The following is a 17,227-nucleotide window of genomic DNA, read 5'->3' on the forward strand; positions in this document are numbered from 1 at the left end:
TTCGGTGGGTGACACTGTCACCGTTTCTGCTTTTTGCCGTAACTTTTCGTTTCGTTCACGGAGAACATCCCTGAGTGACAACCGTTTATTAGCAACCATAGCCATTCTAGGCGGATTTTCCGCTAAATTAATACCTTCGTGTACCTCAAGAAGCGAAAACAACTCAGAGGCGCAAGGAAGCCGTCTAGCGAGGCGATGAATGACAGTTTTAAGCGCCATTCGGTCAAACCACTGTTCCCACGCCGTTGAGGATTTCCCTTTAGTGGTGACATCACGGACTCGTTCTACTTCGGTTTTTGACATCACTTCAATTACGATTTCACCGCTATTGAGTTTTGCGAAAGCGTAGACTTTAACAACCTCATCACCATCAATAAACGCCGGACGGTGGGTTAAGTGTTCGCCGTTTTCGTCAATCACATACTCAAATTCATCTTGGGAATAAACCACTTTTGCAATGATATTCACCACCTGCCCAGATTGACGGGCACGTTTAATCACACCATCAACCATTGGCATGTAAACGGCTTTTTTCACAAACTGGTTGTTAATTTTGGTACTGCGAACAACCAGCGCCGCTTCTCTTCCGTCTGGCATCAGTCCATCTTTGGCACAGCGTGTTAAGGCCAGTACCAGTGATTGTTTATCCGCCTTTTGCAAATCCTCATTTTCAATTAATGCGGTTGCGGCGGTTCGGGTGAACTGCTCAGGGGTGACCTGAGCAGGTAACATAGCTGCTATTCCCTGTTGCATAATGACCGATTGCAAATTGGCATAGACGTTAGTCATCGTTTCCAGTCCGGTATTCATGCTACGCCCCCTTCCATCATCAACGCTTCTCTGCGTTTTCTGTCTGCCTGTTTTGCCCAGAAAGGACGGGATATCATTGCAACCGCCTGTGTTTCGGTTCCTTTTTCCAGCGCATCAATCACACTGTTAACCTGAAGCACACCCTCTTCGCTATCTTCTTCGTCCAACATGCCTAACTGCACGGGATAGCGTCCACACTCCGGTCTTTTGCCAATTGCACAGAACAGAAAATCAATATCAAGATTAAACACCTTCTGCGCGATAATCCGGTAGAATGCGGCTTGCAGGTGATAGCCAAACTTGTCAACGGATTTGCCAAAGTCATGAACATCCTCAGTTGTTTTTACATCAAGGATGAACGGTACGCCAGAGTAGAGCCCTAACCAGTCAGGGCGGATTTTCAATAGCGTTCCGTTTTCCGTGCGGTAAAAAATTGAGAGTTCTGGCGCACCGTTTTCCAGTAGTTCGACAACCAATGGATATGCCACTGCAGAATCACGCATTAGCTCAATTTGCTCAAAGTCGTCTTTTTTGAGCACAATTTGGTTGCTGGCAACGGCCTGAGCTTCAAAATCAGCCAAAGCCTGTTTGCCGTCTTTGGTTCTCAAATCCACTTCTGGCGCACAAAGGTATTGCATTTCAAAGCACTCTGGCTCTAGAATAGCCGAGTGAAGAGCAGTACCAATCAAGAGCGCCCCTTGCTTGCTCTCCCTGCATGGGGCGTTTTTGTACCACTCCAGCGCACCCTAATCCTCCACGTTGCACCAATCGTGATTTGCGTACTCGAATAACCGTTTGCCGCATGATAGGTACTGTTTGAGAGACGACGAACAACCAAAGCTTTCTGTAGGTTTCAGCGCATCAACACAGCCGTTTAACATCTCAAGCGTGATATTTTCCCCACTCATGATTTTTCCGTTAACAGGCGGAAAAGCAGAGAAGATAGAGGTGTCGTCAATATTTTTGATGACCGAGTTAATTAACTCCTCTTCATCTGTACAATTATTAACCAACGCTTCAACCTCGACATTCACCTCGCTTTTTTCCACTTTTTCCACAGGGATAACGACAGGTTTAGTGGATAACTCTGTTGATTGCGTTAATAACTCATTATTTTCCCCACACTCAAAAAGATTACTCGCTATTTCCTTGATTTCGCTTAAAGAGATAGTTTTGCCTGCTTCCTGCATTTTCACAGACAACAGTTCACGCAGTTTGGTATATTGCTCAAAAAGCTCTGGCTCTTCCGCTGGATTGGCGAGCAATTCATCTGCATCTCGAATTTCGCCTTCGTCGTATTCTTCCTGAATCCCAAATATCGTCAGCAAAGCGCAAAACTGATCTATTTCCTGTTCTTCGGTAACAGCCGTCTGCTTCTCGGTATTGGCGAGGTATTCCTCAACGCGTGATTTCTTCCAGATCTGAGGCGATTTGTAAAAACAACAATTTGCGCCGTCTGTTTCAAAGATATGTTGAGAAGCCAATTTCTTGGCTGCAATTTTCGTCTCAGATGCAAGATAGATATGCGATGTTGTTTTGCCGTTCTCGTGGTCAACGGTTGTGATAATCGTTGCTTTGAAGTATTTCATCATTTTTCCCCCTCAACGCGGTTACTCGCCTGTTGTTCTAATCTCCGTAGAATTACGCCTCTGGCTTTGGGTAATGCCTTTTCTCTTTGGTTCTCAGCGCAATGGCAACAAGCACCCGAGCACGCTTTCATCGTTGAGTGCTTGTAAAAAAGCAGCTTGAATTGTTTACGGTTAATTTTTTCAACAAACTCAATACAGGCTTCTTCAGGGTTGACGTAGGGACGGTTACCGAGTCTGGCACGCCAAAAGAAGCTCACAAGAGCTAATGAGAGCTGTCCACAATGACAGCAGGCAAAACGCACATCGGGACGACCCTCATAGGTTCGACGAAATCCGTTGAGGGTATAGGTGTATTTCATGCCGCACCTCCGGCAGGTTGAAAAACCTGAGCGCGTTGATGAGGGAGTAAATTTGCTGGAATATAGCGGTCAAAGCCTTTCTGCGGTATAGATGAGCGAATGGAGTAAATTTAACATGCAGTTATTCATTTGAACTTCAGCTTCATCATCGCTAAAACCACAGGGAACAGCACTGCTCAAAAAGAATTTAATCATCTCGGATTTCATGCTGCACCTCCAACTCTCTTGAGAATTCGGGCACGCTGACAAAGGGTTAAGTTGCGGGATTTACGAGCAAATAGCTCAATTATTTGATTCGGCGCTTCACAGACAAGCACGCGGAAGGTAGACTTTTTCATAGTCCGACTCCTACTGACTTAGGTTGTTGGATCAGGTGCTTGTTGGGATTACCGTCCCTTCAAGTACCGCTTACTTAAGTATATAAAAATGAATATATAAGAGTATATACATTATGTGTTATTAATAACTGATTTCGCTAATTTTTTAACTAAATTTATATCATAATTTAAATAACCAACAGCACGTAAAACTCGTGACTTTGATATATTTTTTTGTGGCACAATTTCTTGTATTTTATCGATCATAATAGAAAGTGCATCTTCATCTAAATTAGTCATACGTAAATTCATTTGCTTACCAGTTGTAATATTTCTCTTTTCTACAACTCGCGTTACACCTTTTATTATTCTATCACTTCGACTCACTTAAGAAATCTCCTCAACTCTTTTAATAAGTTCATGCATCAATGATAAATAATCTTCATGCGGTCTTTCATTAAAAGCATAAAGAGGAGAGGGTCTACGGTTTTCTGTAGCTTGCTTATAAAGCTCACTAACCCTTATTTCTGTTGTAGCTACATGATAGCCTGATTTTTTGACATACTCATTTATAGCTTTTTGCATTTTAGAATGAGATTTGTTTACTTTTGTCTTTACAAGAGTATATACAATATTTTCTTGACGTTTTACTTCTTTTGCTACTTGGAGCAAATCATTAATGCCCTTAATAGCTCTTCGATCCATATCAACAGGAATAACAATTAAATCTGTAATTAAAAGAGCATTTTCTATGCTTAAATCAATTGCAGGGCGCAAATCAAACAGAATAAAATCAAATTTAGTATTTAAACGTTTGAGTGCATCTTCTAAAATAGTTAACCTATGCCTGAATCTTTCAGCACTTCTAGCTTCAACAGCTAATGTTATATCCGCTGGAATAATTGATAAGTTTTTTACTTCATCAGTTGAATCAAGAGCTGAGTATATTATTTTATTAATATCAAATTTAGGATTTTCAAAAAGATCTGTAATTGTATAATCTTCATCTCCCCTGCCTAAATCATCACTAAGATTTCCTTGATGATCTAAATCAATAAGTAATGTTTTATACCCTTGTTGAGCTAGACAACAGCCAACAGCTATACAACTAGTTGTCTTACCTACCCCACCTTTACTGTTGGCAAAGCTAATAATAAAAGGGTTTTTCATATAAAATCCAACATTATTGTATATACTTAAATATATACATTATAGATAAAATAACGATTCGTGTCAAAAAATAAAGTATATACAATTATATATACTTAAATGGCCGTCAATTATTTTGGAAAAGTCGTTTCTTTAATTTATCAATACAGCTTAAAGGAAAAATTTATGTCGAAAAAAATCGTCTATGATGATTATGTATCTAAAAAAATTAAACGACTTTTTGCTACGGCTATTTTTAAGAAATAATAGAATTGGCGTGATTTATTTAATGATAAAAATCCAACATAAAAAATAACTAACTGATATATAAGGATTTATTAAAATTGATAATTTGCTAAACTTCAATTTTATCCACAGAAAAACGCTACGGCTATAACGACTTTTTTGTCCGGCTATTAATATTTATAAATGATATCCGCCACTAGATATGAATAAATTTAAAATTTATATGACCATGTAAGAAATAACATAAATAATTGATTTAATTTGTTTTTTATTATTTACAATTAATATTGTTGGATTAACTTATCCACAGAAAAAATGTCCGGCTATAACGACTTTTTTGTCCGGCTATAACGACTTTTTTGTCCGGCTATAACGACTTTTTTGTCCGGCTATAACAAGTTAACTAAATGATTTTTATATATAAGTATTTCGATAAAAAGAAAAGTAAATATAAAAAATAACAGTGGCTTCACCACATTTTTTAGAGGTATAAAAATGTCAGCATCAGTTGATAAAGATCCAAATTACAATTTAGTTCAAAGTAATGACCTAATAGAAGCAAGTTACAAGCTTACGCGTAATGAAATGAGATTATTAATCTTAGCGCTATCAAGGATTGATTCGAAAATAAGTAATCCAGGCAGAATAACCTTATACCCAAAAGAATTTATTGAAATGTTTAAGACTAACGAACAAAAAGTCTGGGTCACTATGAGGGATGCTCTAATTGGACTAATGAAAAAACAAATAGAATTTTTTAGGCTTGATAACAAAGCAAAGAAAACTATTCATATGGTTAATTGGTTGGACGATGCTAGTTTTTATAAAAAACAAGAAGATTGTAGTAAATTATCACTATGCTTTAGCCGTAGTGTAGAACCTTATCTTTTCGAGCTAAAAGGAAACTTCACTGTTTGCTCTGTAGAAGCAGTTCAAAGATTAACTAATCCTATAGCATTGAGAATATATTGGATATTACTAAGTTACATCAGAAAAGCAAAAAACAGAGAACACAAAAAAGGTAAAAAATTAGACGTTTACACTCTTGTGATGCCAATTCACCATTTTAGGGCTATTTTCCCAAATTTATCGAAAAGCTTTGATGATCTTAAAAAAAGAACATTAATACCTGCTTTCGAACAAATCCAGTCACTTACAGACATTTCATTAAATTGGCGTACTATCAAAACAGGAAGATCAATAACAGACATTGAGATTACTTATCTTCTAGAAAAAGATGATCTATTCAACACAAAACCAATTCGCCCAAGGCTAGCCAAACGCCCACATGTCAAAACTGGTTCTCATGATGAGGGCGAGTGGATGAAGAAAAATGCCGAGATACTTTTCCAGTACGAGAAGGATTTGAAGAAATACGATCCTACATTACGTTTAACCATGCCAGATTTGCGTAAAGCCGTAGAATGTTCAAAATATTGCAAGCAAAATTGGCACGAAGAGAAAAAACGAGAATTGTCAATCAGAGAAGGCAAAAATACAAAAATATCCGTTGTGAAATCTGAGCAAAACAAAGATATTAATTTCTCTGAAAAAGACTTAGAATATGTGGTTAATCATTAGAAATTTAGTATATTAATAGGATTTTTATGTCTAGATATATTGATAAAGCATTAAACAAAAAAGAAGAAGTTATAGAAAGAGCTAAAGTTTCTTGGTTATCTGAAATTTTTTTAATTATTTTAGGGATAATTTGTCTAGGATTTTTTGGATTAGGAATTGCAATATTAATCTACGTAGTAATAAAAATTTGGACAACAGAGTTGGCTTTGACTAACCAAAGAATTATAGCCAAGAAAGGATTAATTAGAATAGATACCGTAGAATTAAGATTGGATAAAGTGGAAAGTCTAGGTGTTCAACAAAGTGTTATTGGCAGGATTTTAGGTTATGGAACCATCCTTGTAAAAGGAACTGGAGGAACAATTACTCCAATTCCAAGCATCAAAAATCCTATGGGTTTCAGAACGGTTTTTAATAACTATCTCGAAGAAAAGCTTGAACAATAAAAAAATAGGCACAACATGAACAAAACAGAAGTCATTAATCAAATCGCTGAAAAAGCTGACTTAACCAAAACAGATTCAGAGAAGGCACTTAACGCATTCATTGAAACCGCGACAGAAGCGTTAAAGGCTGGCAATGATATACAGCTAGTTGGCTTTGGGAGTTTTCAGGTTAAGCAAAGAGCAGCCAGAGATGGACGTAATCCAAAAACGGGCGAAACACTTAAAATTGCTGCTGCAAACGTACCAAGTTTTAAAGCGGGTAAAACGTTGAAAGAAGCAGTCAAATAACATGACCGAAAACGATGTACGAATTAAAACACCTGTACGAAACGCAATTTCACTATTTTCGTACAGGTGTTTTGGATGATGTCCGAAACCGAAGGTTTTTCTGGCGCTTGTGTGCCGTCATCACAGAGTACCGAGGCATAATATTTCCCCGTAGCCGAACGCGTGATCGTAATGCTTTTAACTTTCCCGTTAATTTCACGATGAATGCAGGCTTTTATTGGTGACAACTTGGGTATTTTGATTGCTCCATTCTGCAACCTCACCCCAACACAATGATAACTAGACTGCTTGCCGTGCTTGCGTTTAAAAGCAGGGAAATGCGCTTTCAGCTTCGGATTAAAAAAGTTAGAAAATGCAACATCGAGGTTAATAACCGCCTGCTGCAAGGCTATAGAATCATATTCTTTAAGCCATGCGTATTTACGGGATTTCTTCGCTACTGCCAGTAAAGGTTTCAGATCTTTACGGGGGCTTAAATTCACACTGTGGCGCTTGTAAGCCTGTTTTTTGATGTGCAGAGCCTTATTGTATGCAAAACGAACTGCACCGAACTGGGCATTGAGATAGTCAGCCTGTTCCGGTGTAGGGTAAATGCGTACTTTTGTGGCCCTTAACATAGTCAGCGCTCATTGATATAGTTATTTTATTTTAACAGGTTAAGTGGATATATCAATTGAGTAATCATCATGAAGCACTGGAGGGATTTCTCCGAAAACGGCACAGCGTCAGTAAATTGATTGTGCATCTGATTTTCACGACAAAGTACCGATGCAAGCTCTTCGACGGGCGCATGATAGAGCAACTACGGGAAGCCTTTGGTTCAGCTGCCGAAAAGCTGGAATGTCAAATTATTGGGATGGATGGCGAATCAGACCATGTACACCTTCTGGTCGCATACCCGCCAAAACTGCCGGTGAGTGTGATGGTGAACAATCTGAAGTCAGTATCATCACGGCTATTACGCCAGCAAAACACACATTTACGAATGCAAAGCAAAACGGGGTTGCTGTGGTCAAGATCTTACTTTGCCTGTAGTACGGGAGGGGCAACGATTGAAACACTCAGAGTCTATGTTCAAAGTCAGGCAACGCCTGACTGATCTTTAAAGCCCTTCGGGCTTTTCGCCTTATATCCCCGCCCGCATTGGGCGAGGGTTTACGGCGTTTTTCGCTAAAATAGCCTTTTCAAAAAGAATTGCTCTAAATAGGAATTATAGTGAATAAACAACAGCTTGCGAAAAAAATATGGGAATCTGCCAACCAGATGCGCTCTAAAATTGAAGCCAACGAATACAAAGACTACATACTCGGCTTTATCTTCTACAAGTATCTAAGCGACCAGTTGGTGCAGTTTGTCACCAGACAGGGAATGACGCCCGAAGACATCAAAGCGCTCAATGAAAAAGACGCTGACACCGTTAAATACGTACAAAGCAACTTGGGCTACTTTATTGCCTACGATAATCTGTTTTCTACATGGATTGATCCAACATCCGAATTTGATGAATCTAACGTGCGTGATGCGCTCTCGGCCTTTAGCCGTTTGATTTCGCCAACTTACAAAAAACTGTTTGAAGGCATTTTTACCACACTGGAAACAGGTTTAAGCAAACTGGGTGAAAGTGCCGGCAAACGCACCAAAGCCGTCAGCGACTTACTACACCTGATCAAAAGCATCCCCATGAATGGCAATCAAGGGTATGACGTACTGGGCTACATTTACGAATACCTGATTGAAAAATTTGCTGCCAATGCAGGTAAAAAAGCCGGTGAGTTTTACACGCCTCATGAAGTTTCGGTACTTATGTCGAACATCATCGCTCATGAGTTAAAAAACAAAGATACCATCAAAATTTACGACCCCACTTCCGGCTCTGGATCGTTGCTGATCAATATCGGTGAGGCATTCGAGAAATACGCGAAAAATAAAGACTGTATTACCTATTACGCTCAAGAGTTAAAAGCCAATACCTACAACCTAACCCGTATGAACCTCATCATGCGCGGTATTAAAGCTAGCAACATTAAAACCCGAAATGGCGACACCCTAGAAGACGATTGGCCGTATTTTGATGACAGCGACCCGCAAGGCTCATACTACGCCTTGCATGTCGATGCCGTGGTGTCCAACCCCCCTTACTCACAAAACTGGGACCCCAGCTTTAAAGAAAGCGATCCACGCTATTCACGTTTTGGCCTGGCACCTAAAACCAAAGCCGATTTTGCTTTTTTGCTACACGATCTCTACCATCTAAAACCTGATGGCATTATGGCTATCGTACTACCTCATGGTGTTTTGTTCCGTGGCGGTGAAGAAGGTAAAATTCGCAAGCAACTCATTGAACAGAATCACATTGACACGATTATCGGTTTGCCAGCTAATATCTTTTTTGGTACTGGCATTCCCACGGTGATTTTGACACTCAAGCAAAAACGCCAAAACAACGATATATTGGTGGTCGATGCCTCTAAACATTTTATAAAAGATAGCAAAAACAACAAACTGCAAGCCAGTGATATCAAGCGCATTACTGATGCGGTGATTAACCGCGAAAGTATCGACAAGTTCTCGCAACTGGTGAGCAAACAAACCCTGCGCGACAACGGTTACAACCTCAACATATCGCGCTATGTGGATTCCTCTGCGACAGCAGAAAGCTGGGATTTACACGCCACCATGCTCGGCGGTATTCCCAATAGCGAAATTGCCGAGCTACACAATTTTTGGCAAGCGTTTCCGCAATTGCACGGCGCTCTGTTTACACCAAAATCCGCCGCTTATAGTGAACTACACATTGACAAACAAGCTGTTAACACCTGTATTAGTGAGCACCCTCAAGTGCTAGCGTTTATCAGCGCCTATCACCATGCTTTTAATGGCCTTGATGACCTTCTAAACCGCCAGTTAATTCAAAATTGGGAAAACGTACCACGTAACCAGCAAGAGGAGGTATTAAGTACCGAGTTATTTACTCGCTTAGCTCCCATAGCCTTAATCGACAGATACCAAGCTTATCAATTTTTGAGTAACCAATGGCAAATTATCAGCGCTGATCTAGAAATGATGCAAACCGAAGAGTTTGCCGTCACCAAACAAGTTGACCCCAACATGGTTATTAAGAAGAAAAATGGCCAAGACATAGAAGTTCAGGAGGGTTGGAAAGGTCACATACTGCCGTTTGATTTAGTTCAACAAACCTATTTGAGTGATGACTTACAAGCATTGAAAGATCAAGAAACTCGCCTAGCCGAAATCGCCAACGAGTTGGAAGAAATTCTAGAATCACTAAGTGAAGAAGAAAAAGAACAAGATACGGTCAAAGAAAGCAAAGACGGCTTTGCTAATGTCGAAGTCGGTAAAGCTGCCAAAGTGTTCTTAAAAGAGCAAAAAGATCTTAAAACTAAATTTGCCGAAGACAGCTATGAAGCAAAAGTCATTCGCGCGAACACATTAATCGATGAAGAAAAAGCCCTGAAAAACACGATTAAAGATGCCACTACTGCCCTGCACTTAAAAACCAAAACCACCATTGAAGCCTTCAGTGATGAACAAGTGAATAATCTACTGCACTTGAAATGGATTACACCGCTGTGCAATGAACTTGCGGCGATGCCAAACACAGTAATTACCCAGCTCACCAGACAAGTGCAAGCCCTTGCCGAAAAATACGCCGTGACCTATTCGCAAGTGGCGAATGAAATAAAAACCACCGAGCAAGAACTGGCACAAATGATGGGTGAACTCACTGGCAACGAATTTGATATGCAGGGCTTAACCGAACTTACCAACTTATTGAAGGGTGAATAAGATGAGTATGGATAATAAAGTGCCTGAGGTTCGGTTTAAGGGGTTTAGTGAGGAGTGGGAGGAAAAGGGACTGGGCGAGGTGTTTACTTATGAGAGACCTGATAATTACATTGTTAAATCATCTGTATATTCTGATGAGTATCATACACCAGTACTAACTGCTAACAAGGGGTTTCTTCTTGGCTATACTCATGAGAAATCGACATATAATGATCCGAGTATTATTTTTGATGATTTTACTCTTGACTGTAAATTTGTTGATTTCCCTTATATGGTAAAATCGTCAGCGATTAAAATTCTTACGGTAAAAAACAGTAGAGAAGATGACCTTATATTCGCATTTCATTTACTGAATACCGCACAAATTGAGGTAATGGGGCATGCCCGACACTATATAAGTGTTGTACAAAATACAAAAGTAAGTATACCTAAGAAAAATGAACAAATCATGATCAGCAACTACTTCCAAAAGCTCGATAGCCTAATCAATAAGCACCAACAAAAGCATGACAAACTCAGCAACATTAAAAAAGCCATGCTAGAAAAAATGTTTCCTAAACAAGGTGAAACCATACCTGAAATCAGGTTTAAAGGATTTAGTGGGGAGTGGACGGTGAAGCTATTTGGCGTTTGCTTTGCTAATGTACCAATCAATACCCTTTCTCGAGCCGACTTAAATTACAGCGCTGGCTCGGTAAAAAATATTCACTATGGCGACGTATTAATTAAATTTGGTGAAGTTCTGGATGTACGTCATGAAAGCTTACCATTTATTACAAACGATAGCGTAGCCAATAAGCTAAATCATGCTGCCTTGCAGGATGGGGACATTATCATTGCAGATGCAGCCGAAGATAGTACTGTTGGAAAATGCACAGAGTTACTTAATATAGATGAGCAGTTAGTTGTTTCTGGATTGCACACGATTGCGGCTAGACCTACCTTGTCTTTTGCCTCTAAATATCTAGGCTACTACTTAAATTCATCTTCATTCCATGATCAACTTTTGTCATTGATGCAGGGCACAAAAGTGTTATCAATCTCAAAAACGACAATACAGAACACAAGCGTTATATTTCCAAAGAGTTCAAAAGAACAAGCCGCTATCGGCAATTATTTTCAAAAACTCGACGCGCTGATCAACCAACACCAACAACAAATCACCAAACTCAATAACATCAAGCAGGCCTGCTTGAGAAAAATGTTCATATAGGGAGTGTGCATGATAACCTTTAAAACCGAAGCGCAATTTGAGCAGGCCTTTATTGAGGTACTTACCCAAAAGGGTTGGGAACCAGAGATTCTAAAAAACAAAACTGAAGCGGAGTTATTGCATAACTGGGCAACCATTTTGTTTGAAAACAACCGCCAACAAGACAGATTAAACGATGTGCCTTTAACCAATACAGAAATGCAGCAAATTATTGAGCAAATTAAAGAACTTAAAACACCGCTCAAGCTCAACGGTTTAATTAATGGCAAAACCGTGGCGATTAAGCGCGATAACCCCGCCGATACTTTGCATATGGGCAAAGAAGTCAGCTTAAAAATATATGATCGCCAGGAAATCGCCGCAGGACAAAGCCGCTACCAAATTGTGCAGCAGCCCAAATTTGAACGCGGGTGCCCTTTGCGTAACGACCGACGTGGCGATGTACTATTACTGATAAATGGTATGCCAGTGATCCATGTCGAGCTAAAGCGTAGCGGTATTCCGGTTAGCCAAGCAGTGAACCAAATTGAAAAGTACAGTAAAGAGGGCTTATTTAGCGGCTTGTTTTCGCTCATCCAGGTGTTTGTAGCCACGGAGCCAAACGAGACCAAATACTTTTCCAACCCCGGGCTAGACGGCAAGTTTAACCCCGACTATCAGTTTAACTGGGCCGATTTTAATAACGAACCCATGAACTATTGGAAAGACATCGCCTCTACCTTGCTTTCTATCCCTATGGCGCACCAGTTGATTGGTTTTTATACCGTCGCCGACGATACCGATGGCGTGCTTAAAGTTATGCGCAGTTATCAGTATTACGCCGCCAATGCGATATCTGACAAAGTGGCTAAAACCAACTGGCAGCAACTGGGTAGCGCTGCCAATAACCCTGATCGTCTCGGGGGCTATGTGTGGCATACTACCGGTTCGGGCAAAACCATGACTAGTTTTAAATCGGCACAGTTAATTGCACAATCGAAAGATGCCGATAAAGTGATTTTTTTAATGGACAGGATTGAGCTGGGTACCCAGTCGCTGACGGAATATCGCAATTTTGCTAGCGATAGCGAAGACGTACAAACTACTGAAAATACTCACGTACTGCTCACCAAATTAAAAAGCACCAACACCTCCAACACCTTGATTGTTAGCTCCATTCAAAAAATGAGTAATATTTTTGAAGAGGTAGACAATCAAGGCACAGCCACAAACTCTGCAGATATTGAAAAAATACGAGCTAAGCGCTTGGTGTTTATTATTGATGAAGCGCATCGCTCAACCTTTGGCGATATGCTGATTAAGATTAAGCATACTTTTCCACGCGCCTTATTTTTTGGTTTTACAGGTACACCTATTCAGGAAGAAAACGAAAAAAAAGGCAATACCACCAGTACTGTATTTGGCAACGAGCTACACCGCTATAGCATAGCAGATGGTATACGTGATGGTAACGTTTTGGGCTTTGATCCTTACAAAGTGCCTACCTTTAGAGATAGTGACCTAAGGAAAGAAGTTGCATTAGAACAAGCCAAAGCTGGTTCGGTTGCTGATGCGATGGCGGATCCAGCTAAAAAGAAAAAATTTAATCACTTTATAAAAGATGTACCTATGGCTGGCTACAAAGATGCCACAGGCAAATACCACAAAGGCATTGAAGACTATGTACCTAAAAGCCAATATTTAACTGTCACCCACCAGGAAAAAGTCGTTAGTGACATCTTAGATAAATGGGATGTGCTCAGCCAAAGCAATAAATTTCACGCGATTTTAGCCACGAATAGTATCGCTGAAGCGATTGACTATTACCGGCGTTTAAAAGCGGCTAAACCTGAGCTAAAAATCTCAGCCTTATTTGATCCTAATATTGATAACGACGGCAGTGGCGACCATGGCTCCACCTTTAAAGGTGATGGCTTAGACGAAATTATGGCCGACTATAACGCGCGTTACGGTCAGGATTTTGATTTTGCGCGCCATGCAGCTTTTAAAAAAGATGTAGCCAAGCGGCTTGCCCACAAAAAGCCTTACGAGCGCATTCATACCGATCCTTCGAAGCAATTAGATTTACTGATTGTAGTGGATCAAATGCTCACGGGTTTTGACTCTAAATGGCTTAATACCTTGTATTTAGACAAGGTAATTAAATACCAACATATAATTCAAGCATTCTCACGCACCAATCGCTTGTTTGGTCCTGATAAACCCCACGGCATCATTCGTTATTATCGCTATCCACATACCATGGAGCAGCACATTAATGCTGCGGTAAAACTCTATTCCGGCGATAAGCCTATCGGCTTGTTTGTTGACAAGTTAGAAAGCAATATTAAAGCCATGAATGAATTAGTGGCTAACATTTCCGAGCTGTTTGTTAGCACCAGTGTTGAGAATTTTGAAAAACTACCAGACGATATAGAAGCCTGTGCCCAATTTGCCAAGTTGTTTAACACCTTTAGCCAGCACCTGGAAGCGGCTAAAGTACAAGGTTTGCATTGGGAACAGTCGGTCTATTCCTTTACTGAAAATGATGTAGAACATGAGGTAACGTTGGCTATAGACGAACAAACTTACCTGAGCCTGGCCCTGCGCTATAAAGAGTTAGTAGGCAAAGGTGATCACGATGGTGCAGGTGGCAGCGATGTGCCTTTTGATATCAGTGGTTATTTAACTGAGATAGATACCGGCAAAATCGATGCCGACTATATGAACAGCCGCTTTGATAAATATTTAAAAGAGCTGAACAAACACCAAAACCCTGCGAGCATTGAATCCACATTAAATGAACTGCACAAGTCGTTTGCAACGCTCACCCAAATTGAGCAAAAGTACGCCAAACTCTTCTTGCACGACTTGCAGCGCGGCGATGTGCAGCTAGTTGAAGGCCATACTTTCAGAGACTACATCAACATCTACAAAGATAACGCTGAAAACGCACAATTAAACGCCGTTGTTAATGCTCTTGGTTTAGATAAAGAACTACTCATAGCATTAATGGTTAATAGTGTTAATGAGAAAAACCTAAACGATTTTGGTCGCTTCGACGCATTAAAAGAATCGGTAGATAAGGTGAAAGCAAAAGTCTATTTTGAAAAACAAGATGGCGTAACCATATCTCTATTTAAATTGAATATACGCATTGATCTGTTTTTAAAGCAGTTTATTTGTAGTAGCTCAGACTTGAGCTGACAGCTACTGTAGTGGTCAAGAACGTAGCACGCTACTTTTTACCTGCGCCCAGGCAGGCAAATAGGCAACGGAATTGTTGTCAGAAAGACTGCATAACATGGAAAAAAAACGATGGTTACAAACCGCAACCTAGGAGCAGTGTGCCTATTATTAGGCTTTTAGATGATAATTTAACCGAATTACTGTTCTCATGGTTAATCAACGAGAAAACTGTCAGAATTTAATAGAAATATTGAGTTCAAAACACCTCCATTAATGTCTTACTGTATTGATTGAGATTCCTAACCATCAAGATATTAGTTTAGATGAAAAACTGGCTTTAATTGCTGATGCTGTCCTTAAAACTGAATTAAGAGTCGATTCTATGTTTGAGTTTGCTAATACCAAACCTCAAGATATTGATCAACGAATGATGAATCAATATGGCTACGATGTGGTAAAGCAAAAATTCAGTGAAGTGGATTACAAAGTTAATTATTTTTTCCGACAAAAATAAAGTTATCTCCACTCATGATGCTCTTTCCGGCGTTTTTTACTTTAGCTAAGTGGATCAGATTCACTTTGGTATTCACACCGATTATCAAACTTTTCCTTTTCAAGAAAAAAGTATAGTAAATCATCATATTCTCTTTCTAGAATTCCTTCATAATGAGAAATAGATGTGACTAATTTTGGATAACCGATAATTGAATGTATTTTAAAAGAGTCGTATAGATGCTTATAATCTTTATTTGAATAAGTGATACATATAGACCAATTGTTAGGTAATGTATGATCGATAATTTCAAATAAGTTACCGGGTATCCAATCAGGATCTCTATTTCTATAATGATTACAAATTAAGTAATCAACTCGTGTTGGAAAAAAATTAATCCCATAGACAAGAAACTCATCACCTATCTTTAAATATGAATAATCTGTCTCATCTGTTTCATTCATCCAACGATATTCTAAAGGTATATTTTTACCTTTATTAAAAATACACTTAATGAGCATTATTTTTTCTCCTTAAATTTGAAATCATCTATAGCCCCTGTTTTTGTATTTCTTACATAATGAATTTCAATATCATTTATCTTTTGCGCCATTTTCACCCAGCCTTCTGATGAAGGCCACCTTGTATCTCTTAGACTTAAAATTAATTCTTTGCCAGCTTCAGGCTTAGAGATAGCTTCCTCTAGTGCTAATTGCTCTTGCAAATTCCTTGGAATACTACGACCCGTCGAGCCCAAACCAAGAGGTGTATGAACAACCTTTTCAGTCACAGCCATTTTTGCCGAGACTTTCTCTACCAATTTTAAGCCACCCTTGGCGACTCCTGCACCCCCGGCAAGGGTACTAGCGATATCAAAAATGATTTTACCGCCTTCAATGCCCGCGTTAAATGCCCCTGCGGTTCCGGCCTTTTGATATTCGGCTTCCATTCGCTCAAGACGCGCGATATACGAGTGTTTCACCGCATCGGTTATCATTCCTAATGTGTCATCGCTTTGCAGAACTGCTTTTATCGCCGTATACGTTTCTTTCGGGTTGCTCGCCAGGTTAGCTAACCCGTCTATTGTCTCATAAAGTCCAACCGGCGCACCCGACACCATGCCCGCCCCAAGACTGACATCCTGGTCAAGGGAGGTGTATCCCCATTTCAGGGAAATCAGCGCTTTTTTAAAATCATTCGGGGTTGCCGCCAGCTCTTTTTCCATTAATGTCTGCTGGTGATGAGATAAATAATTATAGCGAAAACTGTTCTCGGCAGCGGTCGCGCCACTGTACACGCCTCCAGGCTGACCCGTAAACACTGCGCCGGCAAATAAGCCTGAGACGTAACATACCCTTTTTCAATATAGGTATTCGTGGTATCGCGTACCAGTTGCTGAATCTCAGTCAATGTAAGACAACGATAAAGATAAGGGGCCTGTAGCGTAGACTGGGTGGCGGGAGAAAGCGAACGGGCATTATCAAACTGGATAGTGCGAAGCGTAAAACACGGTGCGGGATGTGAATCAAGTGCAACAGGCGGCAGCAACGGCACTAAAAATGAAGGGGATTTTTGCAACGCGTTTCTTTGCTGTTCTGCTTGTTCTAATACCGCTTTCTGCTGCTGTTGTGTCGCATCGATTGTCGCTGCCTGCACGAAAGCGGTAACAAAAAAGTGACAAAACCAAACCATCCGAAGCCGTTGTTGCAAATCATCATCCTTGTTGTCATTTTTTGTAAATGATATGCAGTATATAAAATC

Annotated in this window: 18 protein-coding genes and 1 pseudogene; 8 read left to right on the forward strand and 11 right to left on the reverse strand. The window is 40.0% G+C overall.

The window, feature by feature from the left end:
- The 7 genes from AC01GB_RS02025 to AC01GB_RS02055 form a co-directional block, all read right to left on the reverse strand.
- A partial coding sequence (locus AC01GB_RS02025) for a recombinase RecT (protein ID WP_474450052.1) occupies positions 1–810 on the reverse strand: 810 nt, incomplete at its 3' end.
- Positions 807–1,550 (reverse strand): PD-(D/E)XK nuclease-like domain-containing protein, encoded by a 744-nt coding sequence (locus tag AC01GB_RS02030; protein ID WP_474450111.1) that lies wholly within the window; start codon positions 1,548–1,550, stop codon positions 807–809. The genes AC01GB_RS02030 and AC01GB_RS02025, both read right to left, overlap by 4 nt.
- Before the next feature lie 6 nt (positions 1,551–1,556).
- The gene (locus AC01GB_RS02035; protein ID WP_474450053.1) at positions 1,557–2,402 is read right to left on the reverse strand and encodes a hypothetical protein; all 846 of its coding nucleotides are present in this window, start codon (positions 2,400–2,402) and stop codon (positions 1,557–1,559) included.
- Positions 2,399–2,758 (reverse strand): hypothetical protein, encoded by a 360-nt coding sequence (locus AC01GB_RS02040; protein ID WP_474450054.1) that lies wholly within the window; start codon positions 2,756–2,758, stop codon positions 2,399–2,401. Before AC01GB_RS02040 ends, AC01GB_RS02035 begins: the two co-directional genes overlap by 4 nt.
- Positions 2,759–2,827: 69 nt before the next feature.
- Complete coding sequence (locus AC01GB_RS02045) at positions 2,828–2,965, reverse strand: hypothetical protein (RefSeq protein ID WP_474450055.1); 138 nt, start codon at positions 2,963–2,965, stop codon at positions 2,828–2,830.
- Between the two features lie 242 nt (positions 2,966–3,207).
- Positions 3,208–3,462, reverse strand: a complete 255-nt coding sequence (locus AC01GB_RS02050; RefSeq protein ID WP_474450056.1) for a hypothetical protein — start codon at positions 3,460–3,462, stop codon at positions 3,208–3,210.
- Positions 3,463–4,245: a ParA family protein gene (locus AC01GB_RS02055; RefSeq protein ID WP_474450058.1), complete on the reverse strand. Its 783-nt coding sequence runs from the start codon at positions 4,243–4,245 to the stop codon at positions 3,463–3,465.
- A gap of 720 nt (positions 4,246–4,965) precedes the next feature.
- Between AC01GB_RS02055 and AC01GB_RS02060 the strand changes: the two genes are divergently transcribed.
- The 3 genes from AC01GB_RS02060 to AC01GB_RS02070 are packed head-to-tail and all read left to right on the forward strand — an operon-like array spanning position 4,966 to position 6,785.
- Entirely contained in the window at positions 4,966–6,051 is a 1,086-nt protein-coding gene (locus AC01GB_RS02060) for a replication initiation protein (RefSeq protein ID WP_474450060.1), read from the forward strand.
- A gap of 26 nt (positions 6,052–6,077) precedes the next feature.
- Positions 6,078–6,497: a PH domain-containing protein gene (locus AC01GB_RS02065; RefSeq protein ID WP_474450061.1), complete on the forward strand. Its 420-nt coding sequence runs from the start codon at positions 6,078–6,080 to the stop codon at positions 6,495–6,497.
- Between the two features lie 15 nt (positions 6,498–6,512).
- On the forward strand, positions 6,513–6,785 hold the full coding sequence (locus tag AC01GB_RS02070) for an HU family DNA-binding protein (RefSeq protein ID WP_474450064.1): 273 nt from the start codon (positions 6,513–6,515) through the stop codon (positions 6,783–6,785).
- An 86-nt stretch (positions 6,786–6,871) separates the two neighbouring features.
- On the opposite strand, the pseudogene AC01GB_RS02075 reads toward AC01GB_RS02070, so the two are convergent.
- Positions 6,872–7,402 (reverse strand): annotated as a pseudogene (locus tag AC01GB_RS02075) (RNA-guided endonuclease InsQ/TnpB family protein); the annotation flags it as partial.
- A 56-nt stretch (positions 7,403–7,458) separates the two neighbouring features.
- On the opposite strand from AC01GB_RS02075, the gene tnpA reads away from it, so the two are divergent.
- The 5 genes from tnpA (at position 7,459) to AC01GB_RS02100 (ending at position 15,487) form a co-directional block, all read left to right on the forward strand.
- Positions 7,459–7,884 carry an IS200/IS605 family transposase gene (gene tnpA / locus AC01GB_RS02080; RefSeq protein WP_474450066.1) on the forward strand — a complete coding sequence of 142 codons (426 nt, stop codon included), beginning with the start codon at positions 7,459–7,461 and terminating at the stop codon, positions 7,882–7,884.
- A 116-nt stretch (positions 7,885–8,000) separates the two neighbouring features.
- Entirely contained in the window at positions 8,001–10,592 is a 2,592-nt protein-coding gene (locus AC01GB_RS02085; RefSeq protein ID WP_474450067.1) for a type I restriction-modification system subunit M, read from the forward strand.
- 1 nt (position 10,593) lies between these two features.
- On the forward strand, positions 10,594–11,805 hold the full coding sequence (locus AC01GB_RS02090; RefSeq protein ID WP_474450069.1) for a restriction endonuclease subunit S: 1,212 nt from the start codon (positions 10,594–10,596) through the stop codon (positions 11,803–11,805).
- Between the two features lie 9 nt (positions 11,806–11,814).
- Complete coding sequence (locus AC01GB_RS02095; RefSeq protein WP_474450071.1) at positions 11,815–14,991, forward strand: type I restriction endonuclease subunit R; 3,177 nt, start codon at positions 11,815–11,817, stop codon at positions 14,989–14,991.
- A 268-nt stretch (positions 14,992–15,259) separates the two neighbouring features.
- Positions 15,260–15,487, forward strand: coding sequence for a relaxosome protein TraM (locus tag AC01GB_RS02100; RefSeq protein ID WP_474450072.1), 228 nt, complete (start codon positions 15,260–15,262; stop codon positions 15,485–15,487).
- A gap of 41 nt (positions 15,488–15,528) precedes the next feature.
- On the opposite strand, the gene AC01GB_RS02105 is transcribed toward AC01GB_RS02100, so the two are convergent.
- From AC01GB_RS02105 to AC01GB_RS02115, 3 genes are read right to left on the reverse strand one after another with little or no spacing between them, the layout of a single operon-like run.
- Positions 15,529–15,987 (reverse strand): hypothetical protein, encoded by a 459-nt coding sequence (locus tag AC01GB_RS02105; RefSeq protein ID WP_474450073.1) that lies wholly within the window; start codon positions 15,985–15,987, stop codon positions 15,529–15,531.
- Positions 15,987–16,691, reverse strand: coding sequence for a hypothetical protein (locus AC01GB_RS02110; protein WP_474450074.1), 705 nt, complete (start codon positions 16,689–16,691; stop codon positions 15,987–15,989). Before AC01GB_RS02110 ends, AC01GB_RS02105 begins: the two co-directional genes overlap by 1 nt.
- Positions 16,691–17,176 (reverse strand): POTRA domain-containing protein, encoded by a 486-nt coding sequence (locus tag AC01GB_RS02115; RefSeq protein WP_474450075.1) that lies wholly within the window; start codon positions 17,174–17,176, stop codon positions 16,691–16,693. The genes AC01GB_RS02110 and AC01GB_RS02115 overlap by 1 nt, the downstream gene beginning before the upstream one ends.
- Positions 17,177–17,227 lie beyond the last annotated feature (51 nt).

The sequence above is a fragment of the Candidatus Arsenophonus phytopathogenicus genome, assembly GCF_056113345.1.